Annotated in this window: 17 protein-coding genes; 12 read left to right on the forward strand and 5 right to left on the reverse strand. The window is 35.8% G+C overall.

Translation table 11 applies throughout. The features are described from left to right. Positions 1-115: 115 nt before the first annotated feature. From AC3B6Y_RS06705 to ptsP, 3 genes are all read left to right on the forward strand, one after another. Positions 116-301: a hypothetical protein gene (locus tag AC3B6Y_RS06705; RefSeq protein WP_489757318.1), complete on the forward strand. Its 186-nt coding sequence runs from the start codon at positions 116-118 to the stop codon at positions 299-301. 136 nt (positions 302-437) lie between these two features. Further along, positions 438-704, forward strand: coding sequence for a phosphocarrier protein HPr (locus AC3B6Y_RS06710; RefSeq protein ID WP_489757319.1), 267 nt, complete (start codon positions 438-440; stop codon positions 702-704). Beyond that, on the forward strand, positions 704-2,437 hold the full coding sequence (gene ptsP, locus AC3B6Y_RS06715) for a phosphoenolpyruvate--protein phosphotransferase (RefSeq protein WP_489757320.1): 1,734 nt from the start codon (positions 704-706) through the stop codon (positions 2,435-2,437). Before AC3B6Y_RS06710 ends, ptsP begins: the two co-directional genes overlap by 1 nt. Positions 2,438-2,563: 126 nt before the next feature. Here the strand turns inward: ptsP and AC3B6Y_RS06720 are convergent, their stop codons facing one another. Further along, positions 2,564-3,094 (reverse strand): DapH/DapD/GlmU-related protein, encoded by a 531-nt coding sequence (locus tag AC3B6Y_RS06720; RefSeq protein ID WP_489790767.1) that lies wholly within the window; start codon positions 3,092-3,094, stop codon positions 2,564-2,566. A 119-nt stretch (positions 3,095-3,213) separates the two neighbouring features. Between AC3B6Y_RS06720 and AC3B6Y_RS06725 the strand changes: the two genes are divergently transcribed. After that, positions 3,214-3,627 (forward strand): CopY/TcrY family copper transport repressor, encoded by a 414-nt coding sequence (locus AC3B6Y_RS06725; protein WP_489790769.1) that lies wholly within the window; start codon positions 3,214-3,216, stop codon positions 3,625-3,627. Positions 3,628-3,695: 68 nt separating this feature from the next. Here AC3B6Y_RS06725 and AC3B6Y_RS06730 read toward each other — a convergent pair whose 3' ends face one another. Beyond that, complete coding sequence (locus tag AC3B6Y_RS06730) at positions 3,696-4,109, reverse strand: hypothetical protein (RefSeq protein ID WP_489757323.1); 414 nt, start codon at positions 4,107-4,109, stop codon at positions 3,696-3,698. Between the two features lie 27 nt (positions 4,110-4,136). Between AC3B6Y_RS06730 and AC3B6Y_RS06735 the strand changes: the two genes are divergently transcribed. From AC3B6Y_RS06735 to AC3B6Y_RS06750, 4 genes are all read left to right on the forward strand, one after another. Continuing rightward, complete coding sequence (locus AC3B6Y_RS06735) at positions 4,137-4,874, forward strand: MBL fold metallo-hydrolase (protein ID WP_489774833.1); 738 nt, start codon at positions 4,137-4,139, stop codon at positions 4,872-4,874. A gap of 141 nt (positions 4,875-5,015) precedes the next feature. Then, positions 5,016-5,417 (forward strand): transcriptional regulator SpxA, encoded by a 402-nt coding sequence (gene spxA / locus AC3B6Y_RS06740; protein ID WP_489757325.1) that lies wholly within the window; start codon positions 5,016-5,018, stop codon positions 5,415-5,417. A gap of 74 nt (positions 5,418-5,491) precedes the next feature. Further along, a complete protein-coding gene (locus tag AC3B6Y_RS06745; RefSeq protein ID WP_489769118.1) occupies positions 5,492-6,133 on the forward strand; it encodes an adaptor protein MecA in 642 nt (213 codons plus the stop codon). Positions 6,134-6,221: 88 nt separating this feature from the next. Next, entirely contained in the window at positions 6,222-7,130 is a 909-nt protein-coding gene (locus AC3B6Y_RS06750) for a competence protein CoiA (protein WP_489757327.1), read from the forward strand. Here the strand turns inward: AC3B6Y_RS06750 and AC3B6Y_RS06755 are convergent. After that, on the reverse strand, positions 7,081-7,707 hold the full coding sequence (locus AC3B6Y_RS06755) for a DsbA family protein (protein ID WP_489757328.1): 627 nt from the start codon (positions 7,705-7,707) through the stop codon (positions 7,081-7,083). The two genes, AC3B6Y_RS06750 and AC3B6Y_RS06755, sit on opposite strands and share 50 nt — an antisense overlap. Before the next feature lie 297 nt (positions 7,708-8,004). On the opposite strand from AC3B6Y_RS06755, the gene yjbM reads away from it, so the two are divergent. From yjbM to AC3B6Y_RS06770, 3 genes are read left to right on the forward strand one after another with little or no spacing between them, the layout of a single operon-like run. Further along, on the forward strand, positions 8,005-8,682 hold the full coding sequence (gene yjbM / locus AC3B6Y_RS06760; protein WP_489791513.1) for a GTP diphosphokinase: 678 nt from the start codon (positions 8,005-8,007) through the stop codon (positions 8,680-8,682). Then, positions 8,660-9,457, forward strand: a complete 798-nt coding sequence (locus tag AC3B6Y_RS06765; RefSeq protein ID WP_489757330.1) for an NAD kinase — start codon at positions 8,660-8,662, stop codon at positions 9,455-9,457. Before yjbM ends, AC3B6Y_RS06765 begins: the two co-directional genes overlap by 23 nt. Continuing rightward, entirely contained in the window at positions 9,457-10,341 is an 885-nt protein-coding gene (locus AC3B6Y_RS06770) for an RluA family pseudouridine synthase (RefSeq protein ID WP_489790771.1), read from the forward strand. The genes AC3B6Y_RS06765 and AC3B6Y_RS06770 overlap by 1 nt, the downstream gene beginning before the upstream one ends. 61 nt (positions 10,342-10,402) lie before the next feature. Here AC3B6Y_RS06770 and AC3B6Y_RS06775 read toward each other — a convergent pair whose 3' ends face one another. Together AC3B6Y_RS06775 and AC3B6Y_RS06780 are read right to left on the reverse strand one after the other, a co-directional pair. Then, the gene (locus AC3B6Y_RS06775; protein ID WP_489769113.1) at positions 10,403-11,230 is read right to left on the reverse strand and encodes an undecaprenyl-diphosphate phosphatase; all 828 of its coding nucleotides are present in this window, start codon (positions 11,228-11,230) and stop codon (positions 10,403-10,405) included. A 25-nt stretch (positions 11,231-11,255) separates the two neighbouring features. Next, positions 11,256-12,275 (reverse strand): lactonase family protein, encoded by a 1,020-nt coding sequence (locus AC3B6Y_RS06780; RefSeq protein WP_489790773.1) that lies wholly within the window; start codon positions 12,273-12,275, stop codon positions 11,256-11,258. Between the two features lie 93 nt (positions 12,276-12,368). On the opposite strand from AC3B6Y_RS06780, the gene AC3B6Y_RS06785 reads away from it, so the two are divergent. Further along, complete coding sequence (locus tag AC3B6Y_RS06785; RefSeq protein ID WP_489757334.1) at positions 12,369-12,728, forward strand: PTS glucitol/sorbitol transporter subunit IIA; 360 nt, start codon at positions 12,369-12,371, stop codon at positions 12,726-12,728. Position 12,729: the final 1 nt, after the last annotated feature.

The raw sequence follows: 12,729 nt of genomic DNA on the forward strand, positions 1-12,729 counted from the left end.
AGTGCTAAAAACAAAAAAATGAATTTTTTGTTTAAAAATACTTGACTTTACATGTTGAACACAGTATATAAGGAATGATTTAGTTATTAAAGTATTTTGCATTGTGAGGTAGAAAATGGATTACGAACAAGAAATTTTAGATTTAATTGCTGGCAAAATTGATCAAATAGAAGTTGATAGTGAACATTTTTTTGAATTTAATCAAGCGTGGCTAAATTGTCCTCAGCATAAACAAATTATTGGTTCTGCACATCGAAATGGGCGTGTCACATATAAATTTTCTGAAAACGGAAGCAATTAGTTATTAAGGCTGATGGCTTCGGAATTTTATTGGAAAAAACTTGCCTTGTATTTTGAATAATGGTAATGTAGTTTTGATGTTAAGTTAACCCTTTTCACTCAAAATGAAAATTAGGCTTAAAGAGAGGTTATTAAATATGGAAAAGAAAGATTTTCACGTAATTGCAGAAACCGGAATTCATGCACGTCCTGCAACAATGTTAGTACAAGCAGCTAGCAAGTTTAGCTCTGACATTAACTTAGAATATGATGGTAAGACAGTTAATTTGAAATCTATTATGGGTGTGATGTCTCTTGGTGTTGGTCAAGGTGCCGATGTAACAATTACCGCTGATGGTGATGATGCTGCTGAAGCAATTACTGCTATTTCCGAAACCATGACTAAAGAAGGACTTTCAGACTAATGACGAAGACTTTAAAGGGAATTGCTGCCAGTGATGGTTTTGCGAATGCACCAGCTTATTTATTGGTGCAACCTGATTTATCCTTTAAAAAGCAGACAGTGACTGATACAACAGCTGAAGCAGAACGCTTGCAAGCTGCGATCAAGCAATCTGATGCTGAATTGACAACAATTAGAGATGCTGCTAAAGAGGCTTTGGGTGAAGAAGAAGCTCAAGTTTTCGATGCCCACAAAATGATTTTAGCTGATCCCGAATTTACGGGTGCAGTTGCTCAACAAATTAAAGACGATAAAGTTAATGCTGAACAAGCTTTGAGTGATGTTTCTAACAAATTTATCGCCATGTTTGAAGCGATGACTGATAATAAGTACATGCAAGAACGGGCGGCTGATGTACGCGATGTTTCGAAGCGCGTTATGAGTCATTTATTAGGGGTTGAATTACCTAATCCGGCCTTGATTGATCACGAAGTTATTATCGTTGCACACGATTTAACGCCAAGTGATACAGCACAGTTAAATAAAAAGTATGTTAAAGCTTTTATTACTGATATCGGCGGACGGACTGCGCACTCAGCTATTATGGCACGTTCGTTGGAAATTCCGGCCATTGTGGGTACAGATACGATTACTGCGGATGTTAAGTTAGGCGATGAATTAATTGTTGATGGTGTTCACGGTGATGCTGTCATCAACCCTAGCGCTGATGACGTTAAACACTACCAAGATTTAGCTGATCAGTATGCTGAAGAAAAAGCAGAATGGGCTAAGCTCAAGAGTGCTCAGACCGTGACTGCTGATGGGAAGCATTTTGAAATTGCAGCTAATATTGGAACACCAAAAGATTTAGCTGGTGTCAAGGCCAATGGTGCGGAAGCAATTGGCTTGTATCGGACTGAATTCTTGTATATGGATTCTGCCGAATTACCATCTGAAGACGATCAGTTTGAAGCTTATAAAGAAGTTTTAGAAGGTATGGATGGTAAACCAGTTGTTGTACGGACAATGGATATTGGTGGTGATAAACATTTACCATATCTACCATTGCCTGAAGAAATGAATCCGTTCTTGGGTTATCGGGCTATTCGAATTAGTTTGGATCGTCAAGATATTTTCCGGACACAATTACGGGCTTTGCTACGCGCTTCGTCTTATGGCAAGTTGCGGATTATGTTCCCAATGATTGCTACTCTTCAAGAGTTCCGTCAAGCTAAAGGTATTTTACAAGAAGAAATGGATAAATTAACTGCTGAGCAGATTCCATTTGATGCCAATTTAGAAGTTGGAATCATGATTGAAATTCCAGCAGCGGCCGTTTTAGCAGATCAATTTGCTAAAGAAGTTGATTTCTTTAGTATTGGAACGAATGATTTGATTCAATATACTATGGCTGCTGACCGTGGTAATGAACATGTTTCTTATCTTTATCAACCATACAACCCGTCTATTTTACGCTTAATTAATCATGTGATTAAAGCGGCTCATCAAGAAGGCAAATGGGTTGGTATGTGTGGTGAAGCAGCTGGCGATTCTGTCATGGTACCATTATTGTTAGGTATGGGCTTAGATGAATATTCAATGAGTGCTACTTCCATTTTACGAGTACGTTCATTGATGAAGCATCTGGATACGACAGAGTTATCAGACTTAGTTGATCAAGCTTTGAATGTTTCCTTAAGTAATGCGGATAATGAAAAGTTAGTTAACGATTTTGTTGCGACACATCGTAAGTAATTATTTAATTAATAGCAAATAAAAAACTAGGATCAAGTTGAGACTACTTAATTGTAGAGAACAACTTTTGGCCTAGTTTTTTTATTTGATCGAATTAGCAAGTGGAAAACAATTAGATGTGAAACCTTACAATGTTTTGATGATTTTAGCCGGAACGCCAGCAACCATTTGATTGGCAGGTACATCATGATTAACTACTGCACCAGCAGCAACAATAGAATTTTCGCCAATGGTCACACCCGGTAAAATGGTAGCATTGGCACCAATCCAAACATTTTTTTGTAGATGAATAGGTTTTAAATCTAAAATATTTCTTTGACTAGGATCGGTTAAGTGGTTTACAGTAATTAATGATACTCGGGGTCCAATCATGACATGATCTTCTAAAAAAATACCACCCAAATCAGTAAACATTACGCCGGTATTAATAATAATATTTTTACCAAAATGGATATTGCCTCCAAAGTCCGTATAAAAGGGCAATTTCAAGGAGACACTGTGATCAACTGTGTGGCCGGTAATTTTACATAAATATTTATGAATCTCTTGTTGAGATCTTGAACCGGTATTTAATTCTTGTACTAGTTGCATGTTACGGTCAATTGCAGGCCGGTAAGTTGCTTGATATTCAGGAGTGGTAAAATCTAATAGTGACATCGCAATATCCTTTTTTTACAGGCTATTATAATTGTTTAAGGAACTATTGCAAGTTAATTATGAGACTATGAGAGCGCCAGCTTGTTAATTGACAATGATAATTTGAAGGAGAAAAGTTAATGGAGAGTATTTCCAATTCAGAATGGGAAGTCATGCGAGTGTTATGGACTTTAAAATCGGCATCAGCTAATGAAATCGTACTTAACTTGGAACAAACTAAGTGGCAACCTAATACCATTAAAACCTTGATTACGCGCTTAACTAAAAAGAGGGTAGTGGGGGTTGATAAGTCGCATCGTCCGCAAATTTATTATCCGTTAGTTCAAGAAGAACAAATGATGAATCAAGCGGTTGTTGATTTGTTTCAGCATCTTTGCGCAATGAAGCAGGGAGCGGCCTTAATTAATTTGGTGAAGCAAATTAATTTGAGCCAAGCAGATCTTCAAGCACTAAAACAATTATTGTCACAAAAAGAAAAGACCGCGCCACAGACAATTGCTTGTAATTGTTTAAAGGCTGCACATTGTAAATAGTAATTAACATAGAATTTAATTAGCAGAACAGCTGGCATATTTGACAACTAATTGTTTTTACGTTGATGTCATTGCCCAACTTGGAGATAGCCAGTTAAAGAAGCATTGAGTTGCTTGACGGAAATATTTAGTAATTGACTGACTGTTTGTAAAATTTGAGGATGTGAGGTAATAATTAACAGTTCTGGTTGTTCAAGTTGTTGGTACAAGATACTATGACTAGGTAACTTGACCGCTTGATTAATTAAAAGTGCCCGATTGTCTGTATTTAACTGCATAAAAGCCAAGTAAAAGTGTGTTGCAATGGTGAGCTTAGCTTGTGGAAATACGGTTTGCCAGACATTTTTTTGTGTCGGCGCGACATTTTTTTGAATTAATAAATAATCATGCGGGTGTTGCACATTATGTGCAAATAGACTATTCTGATTCAAATATGTGGTTAAAAAGGATTGCGTACCAAAAATTAATTTAATGTTGGACATATTAATTCTCCTTATGAGGTGTAAATAATGAAGATCACAGTTTTAGGTTATTATGGCGGTTATCCATACCGTCAACAAGCAACGACTGGTTACTTATTACAAGACCAGGGCTATAACTTGCTGTTGGATTGCGGTAGTGGTGTTTTAAATTCATTACAAAATGTTTTGGATCCGTTGCAGTTAGATGCGGTAGTTTTAACTCATTATCATCATGATCATATTGCTGATATTGGTGTTTTACAATATTATTGGCAATTACATGAAGGAACCAAAAAACAAGCTGTTTTGCCCATCTATGGTCATACTCAAGACCCATTGAATTTTGCTAGTTTAACATTTGGTAATTTTACACAAGCAAAGGCTTATTCGCCGTTGCAATCGTTAAACTTGGGTCCCTTTACGCTTGATTTTAAACAAACTATTCATCCAGTGCCAACTTTTGCAACTCGTATTACTGATTCGCAAAATAAAGTGCTGACTTTTACTGCTGATACGGCCTATTTTGCTGATCTAGCTACTTTTGCTCAAAAATCTAATTTATTGATTACCGATACTAATTTTGGAACAGCTAAGACAGGGCAATTGTGGCACATGACTTCTACTCAATCAGGACAGCTGGCCCATGATGCTCAAGTAGATGCCTTATTAATTTCTCATTTACCACAAAATTATCCGTTAGATAAATTAGTTGCTGAGACGCAACAAGCCGCTGGTGAGATTCCGGTTGCTCGGGCCAATACTGGCTGGCGCAAGGTAATTGATTAGGGCTATTCCGACAAAGATTGCTGATTCGTTGTAGTTAAGCCCTCAGCTAAGCAGAAAGCTAGACATTAAATTTTGACTTACCTATAATTGAATTGTGATTAAAAATAATCGCTAAATTATTTAAAAAAGGAGAAATTCTATATGGTAACCTTATACACATCTCCAAGTTGCACTTCTTGTCGGAAAGCCAAAAAATGGTTTGAGGACAATAATATTCCTTATAAAGAGCGAAATATTTTTGCACAACCACTTTCAAAAGATGAAATTAAAAAAATTCTTCAATTAACTGAAGATGGTACCGAAGAAATCATCTCCAAGCGTTCTAAAGCTTATCAGGCTTTAAATGTTAACTTAAATGATTTAACGGTTGATCAATTAATCAGTTTAATTGAAAAAAATCCAGGCTTATTAAGACGTCCAATTATGATGGATGAGAAAAGTTTGCAAGTGGGCTACAATGAAGACGAAATTCGCCGCTTTTTGCCAAGAGCAATTCGGGTAATGGAATTACGAGAACTACAACGTGCGCAAGCATTTAATTAGTAAATTTTTCAGATTAACCTTTTACTTTCTGGTGATGCCTGTTAGAATAAATTAATAAGTGAGGTGGGTCAGCCATGGAAGTGGAACACGTTAATGAAAACATGATTCGAGTAACATTGGAAAGTCATGACTTAAAGGAACGTGGAGTAACGGTTCTAGATTTATTAGGTAATCGCAAGCAAATTGAGAGTTTCTTTTATAATATTTTAGAAGAAGTAGATACAACTCATACATTTGTTAAAGATCAGACCGTTACCTTTCAGGTTATTCCAAGTCATAAGGGCTTAGAGTTATTAATAACTAAAGTTCCTGATCAAAAACAAGAAGATACTGAAGAAGACCATGATCTTTTGCAAGCATTAGACGTTGTGGCTAATCCCACAGAAACAGATTCTTCCAATGATGATTTAGTTAATCTTGATGACCCAATAAAAACAATTATTTTTAGTTTTTCTGAGTTCGAAGATTTCGTGGAATTAAGTAAAGCTTTACGAGTTAATTCGGTTGTTAGTAACTTGTACCAACTTCAAGGTCAATATTATTTAGAATTAATTATCTATACTGATCAATTACGTAGCGTTAGTGTTGCTGATATTATTGCCTTGGCTAAAGAATATGGTCAATTGGCTAATGTGTCTGAGCCAATGTTGTCAGAGTATGGTCATTTAGTGATGGAACAATCTGCATTGGAATTAACACGTTATTATTTTGCATAAATAATTCTCTTAAAGATACTAGTTTTAATTTGATTAATTCAAATTAAAACTAGTATCTTTTTTGTAATTAAAATAAGGTGTTAATTATATGTTAGTAGCAAAGAATCAAGCCGGAGAATTAATATATGCGTCCGAATATCAAGCACCACAAGCGGTATTTTGTCCGCAATGTCATCAACCAGTACAATTAGTTGTGCGCCAGCAGCAGCGACCTTATTTTCGACATGTGGTTTCACATGCGGGAAATAATGAAACGCCAATCCATCTGCAAGGTAAACAATGGTTAGCGCAATGGTTGCGTAAACAATTTACCGTTCAATTAGAATATGTTATAGATCCCAAACAGCGCATTGATGTCTATGCTTATAACCATCAATTTCGGTTAGCAGTGGAATATCAATGTTCGCCCATTAGTTCGCAAGAATTAGCAACACGCCAACAGCAGTATTTACAAAAAGGGTTACATCCGTTGTGGATTTTTGGACCGCAACATTATCGGTTGAAAAATAAATTAACACACAGTCAAGGCTTATTGAGTTTTAATCAGCAGTGGGGATATTACATTTTATATAAATTACCACGAGAAGATTTTTTGCGGTTGTGTTATCATTTTGCTTTGAATCCGAGTAGTAGACAATTATTTTGGCAAATGAAAAAGATTTATACCTGGACGCAGCTGTTACAATTTCAAAGGCCATCTAGTCATTATCAAATTGCTACGATTGATTGGTCACAATGGTATCTGACACACTGTCGTTATCCTGACCAGCAGTTTATTCAATTTCAAAATTGGTGTTATCAACAACAGCAAAACTTGCTTGATTGGATCAAAAAAACACCGTCGCAGACGGTGTTTCCCATTTATAAATACTTAGGTTGTTATTTGCCATTAGTTTATCATTTTAACATTCAAGCTCTTTCTGATTTTCCCCTAATTAATTCAGAAATTACTTTACTAAATGCAAAACAGGATTGGCAGCAATTTGTTGATCATTAAGCTCAGTATCAGAGATTAATGATTTTAAGACTGTCGTCAATTCAATCGGTGAACAATTTTTCAAACAAAAGGCTTGGGCTTCTTGATTTTGAGAATAATCATAAATTACCGTTGTCGGTGTTTCATTGATTCCTAATTCAGAAGCAATTTTTTGATCTTCAATGCATTGGCTCAAGGTTAATTCATTTTTAGTATCTTTAACCATCGTACGCCAATCTAAATTAACGCTTTGAGCAATTTCTTGCATTAACTGAATCGTAAACTTTTGCGATTGAAAGTTGATGGCATGTTGAAGATTAATTAAGAATTGGCGGCCTTTTTTGTTGCCTTGAAAAGTAGCTGCTTTATAATAAAGTGTTGCTTGATAAACATCATCGGTTAACTTATTGCGCAGATTAATGTCGTGTAAGTTATAGTTATTGTTTTTTAAATAATGATCCATTGATAAAAAATTGTTTAAAGCGACAAACTTAAAATGTGCATTGATGTGATGCTTTTTAGCAAAATCAATAATTAATTGTTCCGTTTTTAAACAACGTTGACCAATCGGATTAACAAAAACAAATACTTCCCACATATTGCTAATACCTCCTAAAACCCCATAATTAGAACATATATAAATTAAGATACCAGATCTGAAATATTTTTCAAATAATAAGCCTTCAAAAGTTCAGTGAAGCGCGATTTTGAACAGCTTTGGATGTTTAAAAAGCGAACTTTAACATAAAAGCTGGAGTTTTAGGATGATAGAACCAGGGGACTTATTTAGTAGGAATTAAAATAATGTTCGGATTGCAGTCTTTTCAAATAAAAAATAAATTTAAACTAGAAATGACAAGCATTATGTTATAGTTAAACGGGCGAGGTGATTAAAATGAATGATCAAAATTGGGATACTTTTTTATTGCCATATGAACAAGCAGTTGACGAATTAAAAATCAAATTACGTAGTATGCGCAAAGAATTTATCAATTTAGGAGAACATTCGCCAATTGAATACGTAACGGGCCGGGTAAAAACTGTAGCCAGTATTAAAGAAAAAATGCAACGGCGGTTTATCACACTGGAATTATTGGAACAGGATATGCAGGACATTGCTGGTTTAAGAATTCAATGCCAATTTGTGGAAGATATTTATCAAGTAGTTGATATTTTGCATAATCGTACGGATTTGTCGGTGGTTGAGGAACGTGATTATGTAACTAACAGTAAGCCTAGTGGTTATCGTTCCTATCACGTGGTTTTACGGTATCCAGTCCAATTAGCCACCGGTGTGAAGGAAATTTTAGCAGAAATTCAAATTCGTACATTGGCTATGAACTTTTGGTCAACAATTGAGCATTCTTTAAATTACAAATATCAAGGAGATTTTCCAGAAGATATTAATTCGCGTTTAAAAAGGGCTGCGGAAGCATCTTTCATGTTGGATGAAGAAATGTCTAAAATCCGTGAAGAAATTCAGGATGCCCCTAAATATTTTACTAATCAAAAGTTTAATAATTCGAAGCAATCAAAGGAGAAACAACCACATGAAGGTGTGGATTCAAAATAATTTTAAAGATTTATCGCGAAAATTGGCCCAGCAATTAAATGCTAAGTTATTAGCAGCTGGAGTAGTAATTACTCAAAAAGACCCAAACCTAGTCATTACAATTGGTGGCGATGGTACTTTTTTGAGTACTTTTCATAAATTCGCCCAGCAATTAGATCAAGTGCAATTTGTTGGCATTCATACGGGACACTTAGGTTTTTATACTGATTGGAAAGATTCTGAAGTAGATGAACTAGTGGAACAAATTTTACAAGGACCCCAACAAGTGGTTACTTATCCATTGCTAAAAGTTCAGATACAGTATACGAATGGTTGTCGTCGACAGTTTTTGGCGTTAAACGAATCGCAGTTGAAACGGGTTTCCCAAACAATGCGCGCTGACATTTTAATTGACGGTCAATTATTTGAACGTTTTCGCGGAGATGGCATCACGGTCTCTACTCCTACAGGCTCGACAGCTTATGCAAAGTCTATTGGTGGCGCCATTATTAATCCTAATTTAGAAGTGATGCAGTTTAATGAAGTAGCACCGATTAATAATCGTGTTTATCGGACCGTTAATTCACCTTTAATTTTGCCTAAAGGTCAAGTGATTACCGTGGTACCACAGATGGCAGCTGATTATGTTTTGACCGTAGATAATTTGGCTTATGATAAAAATTTAGTTGAAAAAACTCAATACCAAATTGCAGATGAAAAAATTCAAATTGCATCTTATCGTACCAAGAATTTTTGGCAACGAGTACGGAATGCATTTTTAACGGATGGTAGTTAATGAATTATCGGTGGCTCAAGACCAGTTCTAATGAACAAAATTTACGACAATTTTTACAGCAACAAGGCTTTTCTAAAACGCAACTCAAACAAATTCAATATCATCAAGGACATGTTTACGTTAACCACAAACGACGTTATTGGAGCTTTAAAGTCAAAGTGGGTGATGAAATTATTGTCACTTTACCAACTGAACAAGGCTCCGAGCAAATTCAACCCATTTCAGGGGCACTGGCAGTTTTATATGAAGATGATAACTATTTATTAGTTAATAAACCAGCCGGGATTGCTTCGTTACCTGCAAAGGGGTTAACGACTGTAACAATGGCTAATTTGGTGAAGGCTTATTTACAAAGAACGCACCAAGTCAATGATGTGATTCACTTGGTATCCCGATTAGATCGTGATACTTCAGGCGTTTTGACATTTGCTAAGAATGCTTATGCACATCACTTAATTGATCAACAGTTTCGCACACAAAATATTACCAAAGAGTATATAGCCCTAATAAAAGGACACTTATCTGCTAATCAAGGCGAAATTGATCTACCAATTGGTGTAGATCCTAAAAATCATAATTTGCGTTGTGTCGACCAACAGGGAAAATGGGCTTTAACCAAATATCAAGTATTGCATCGTATGTCGGATTTCACGGAGGTTAAAGTGCAACTGATTACGGGGCGAACACATCAAATCCGTGTTCATTTTGCAGCAATTGGGCATCCGCTACTAGGTGATCAAGCTTACGGGGGAGCTAGTCCTTTAATTAAAAGACAGGCACTACATTGCTCAAAGTTAAGTTTCTTTGATGCAATTGGGCAAAAACAGCTTGTTATTCAGGCCCCATTACCTTCAGATTTAACTCGTTTAGTCAGCAAAAGTTAATTTTTATGTATGAAAAAAGGTTGCAGGTTAAAAAACTGCAGCCTTTTTAATATCAACAATATTATTTCAAAAAGCCAAAGTAACCAATAACGATGATTGCTAAGATGATTCGGTACCAGCCAAAGGCTTTAAAATCGTTTCTTTGAATGTAGTTGAGTAAGAATTTAATTGATAGATAAGCTACAATAAATGAAACCAATGTGCCGACTAATAAGACACTAGTTTGCATGACAGTAAAAGTATTACCATGCAAAAAATATTTAACCAGTTTTAAACCACTAGCACCAACCATTGTTGGAATAGCTAAGAAAAATGAAAATTCTGTGGCCACAAAGCGGGAAGTGCCGATTAAAATGGCGCCTAAGATAGTTGCTCCGGAGCGTGAGGTTCCGGGAATTAATGATAAAACTTGAAAGACACCAATGGCTAAAGCAATCGAATAAGGTAACTTATCCAAGTTCGTTAACCGAGGCTGACGTTTTTTGTTCCAATTTTCAATGATAATAAATAAAATCCCATAGATTAATAAAGTGGCAGAAATAACTTGCCAGTTATTAAAATGTTCGTCCATATAATCATTTAATGGTAAGCCAATGATGACAGACGGCAAACAAGCTAGTAATACTTTCAACCATAAAACCCAAGTTGATTTTTTTTGCTGATTATCTTTGGTGGGTGAAAAAGGATTTAATTTATGGAAGTAAATTACGACCACGGCCAAGATGGCGCCTAATTGAATCACCACCATAAACATATTAATGAAGGCGGTAGATTCCTTTAATTTAACAAATTCATTAGCTAAATATAAATGCCCCGTGGAGCTAATAGGGAGGAATTCTGTAATTCCTTCAATAATGCCTAAAATAATGGCTTTAAAAATGTTTAACATCAGTTTCCTCGTTTCAGATTAGTGATTAGTAAAATTTGATGCAAGTACCTTCGGGAACTTGACAATCGTGATTGTTAAAAGTTAATTGACCGGAATCTAAATCACGATTAAAAATCGTAACGTCATTGGATTTTTGGTGCGGCACTAAAACAAACTGGCCCGTAGGATCTAAGCAAAAATCACGCGGAAAATCACCCTGTGTTTTGATGGTTTGTAAATGTTCCAGTTTCTTACCATCAGCACTAATCCGAAATGAAACTAGGGAATTGTGACCTCGATTGGAAGTATATAGGTATTGACCGTCAGCGCTGATGCGAATAGCAGCGGCAGTATTTTCACCTAAATATTCTTGCGGTAGTAAGTGATAGGAATCTAATAAATTAAATTGGCCGTGATCATAGTGTAAAACTAAAACCACAGAACTTAATTCACAAATACAATAAGCTAAATCAGGATGTTGCGGGTTAAAGACCAAATGTCTCGGCGCACTACCAGCAGGAGCAGTAAAGGTACTATTTAATGTAGCGTGAGCTTGATCATCAATTTGGTAAGTAGTAATTTGATCTGTACCATAATCGCAGACAACTAGTTGTTCATCAGGTGTGAGATGAGCCATGTGCGGATGAGCTGCTTCTTGTTCTGGTTTAACACTACTGCCTTCTAATTGAATGGTATCAGTAATGGTGAGAGTTTTGTCGGAATTAATTTTATGGATTGTCACAATTCCAGTATGAAAATTAGCGGAAAAAACTAATTGTTTTTGTTCAGCTACTTCCACATAAGCCGGTGAACTTCCAGTTTGTAGGGCACTGCCCAGATAGTTAAAGTTATTATTGAGATCATACGCGGCAATCCCGCCCTGGTCGCCATCTTGAACAATGGAATATAAAATATTATTATTAGAAATTGTAAAGTAGGTTGGTCCTTGTAGTTTGACAGCTAAATGAGCTGCAGACAGGCTAGCTTTTTGTGTATCAAATTCTAATTGATAAATTCCTTGACTGGTTTGTTTTGTGTAACCACCGATTAATAATTTTTCTTGCATGAAGAAAACCTCCTTGAACAACATTTTATAACAACTTCCATTAAAATGCTGGTAGTATTATAGTAATTTATCATAAAAGTGAGTGTAAAAGATATGGAAATCAAAGCAAAAATAACTGAAATTGGTCCACAAGCACTTGATTCGAGTGATGATTTTTTGATATTATTCAATTCCAGTGCAACCTTGGATTTGCGCAAAGTTGCTCTGATTCAAGAGTTTGCCGCGGGACAGCAGCAATTGTTAAATTTACAAGTAGGACAAAAGATAATGATTGATCACCACAGTTTTACAATTCAAGCGGTTGGTCAACAGGTCAACGATCAATTGCGAGCCATTGGTCATACGATCTTGTATTTCCAAAAAGCTCCCAGTAATCCCCAGATTAACGGTGTTTATGTAACAGGTACAATGCCAAAGCTACAAGTTGGCTCTATCATTTGTTATGAACAATAAT

This window comes from Bombilactobacillus sp. ESL1092 (genome assembly GCF_058107465.1).

What these genes read in the sequence shown, in the direction of transcription:
- AC3B6Y_RS06785 (WP_489757334.1), top strand. Translation starts at nt 12,369, where the DNA reads ATGGAAATCAAAGCAAAAATAACTGAAATTGGTCCACAAGCACTTGAT.
- AC3B6Y_RS06735 (WP_489774833.1), top strand. Translation starts at nt 4,137, where the DNA reads ATGAAGATCACAGTTTTAGGTTATTATGGCGGTTATCCATACCGTCAA.
- ptsP (WP_489757320.1), top strand. Translation starts at nt 704, where the DNA reads ATGACGAAGACTTTAAAGGGAATTGCTGCCAGTGATGGTTTTGCGAAT.
- AC3B6Y_RS06705 (WP_489757318.1), top strand. Translation starts at nt 116, where the DNA reads ATGGATTACGAACAAGAAATTTTAGATTTAATTGCTGGCAAAATTGAT.
- AC3B6Y_RS06710 (WP_489757319.1), top strand. Translation starts at nt 438, where the DNA reads ATGGAAAAGAAAGATTTTCACGTAATTGCAGAAACCGGAATTCATGCA.
- AC3B6Y_RS06755 (WP_489757328.1), bottom strand. Translation starts at nt 7,707, where the DNA reads ATGTGGGAAGTATTTGTTTTTGTTAATCCGATTGGTCAACGTTGTTTA.
- yjbM (WP_489791513.1), top strand. Translation starts at nt 8,005, where the DNA reads ATGAATGATCAAAATTGGGATACTTTTTTATTGCCATATGAACAAGCA.
- AC3B6Y_RS06745 (WP_489769118.1), top strand. Translation starts at nt 5,492, where the DNA reads ATGGAAGTGGAACACGTTAATGAAAACATGATTCGAGTAACATTGGAA.
- AC3B6Y_RS06770 (WP_489790771.1), top strand. Translation starts at nt 9,457, where the DNA reads ATGAATTATCGGTGGCTCAAGACCAGTTCTAATGAACAAAATTTACGA.
- AC3B6Y_RS06780 (WP_489790773.1), bottom strand. Translation starts at nt 12,275, where the DNA reads ATGCAAGAAAAATTATTAATCGGTGGTTACACAAAACAAACCAGTCAA.
- AC3B6Y_RS06775 (WP_489769113.1), bottom strand. Translation starts at nt 11,230, where the DNA reads ATGTTAAACATTTTTAAAGCCATTATTTTAGGCATTATTGAAGGAATT.
- AC3B6Y_RS06720 (WP_489790767.1), bottom strand. Translation starts at nt 3,094, where the DNA reads ATGTCACTATTAGATTTTACCACTCCTGAATATCAAGCAACTTACCGG.
- AC3B6Y_RS06730 (WP_489757323.1), bottom strand. Translation starts at nt 4,109, where the DNA reads ATGTCCAACATTAAATTAATTTTTGGTACGCAATCCTTTTTAACCACA.
- AC3B6Y_RS06765 (WP_489757330.1), top strand. Translation starts at nt 8,660, where the DNA reads ATGAAGGTGTGGATTCAAAATAATTTTAAAGATTTATCGCGAAAATTG.
- AC3B6Y_RS06725 (WP_489790769.1), top strand. Translation starts at nt 3,214, where the DNA reads ATGGAGAGTATTTCCAATTCAGAATGGGAAGTCATGCGAGTGTTATGG.
- spxA (WP_489757325.1), top strand. Translation starts at nt 5,016, where the DNA reads ATGGTAACCTTATACACATCTCCAAGTTGCACTTCTTGTCGGAAAGCC.
- AC3B6Y_RS06750 (WP_489757327.1), top strand. Translation starts at nt 6,222, where the DNA reads ATGTTAGTAGCAAAGAATCAAGCCGGAGAATTAATATATGCGTCCGAA.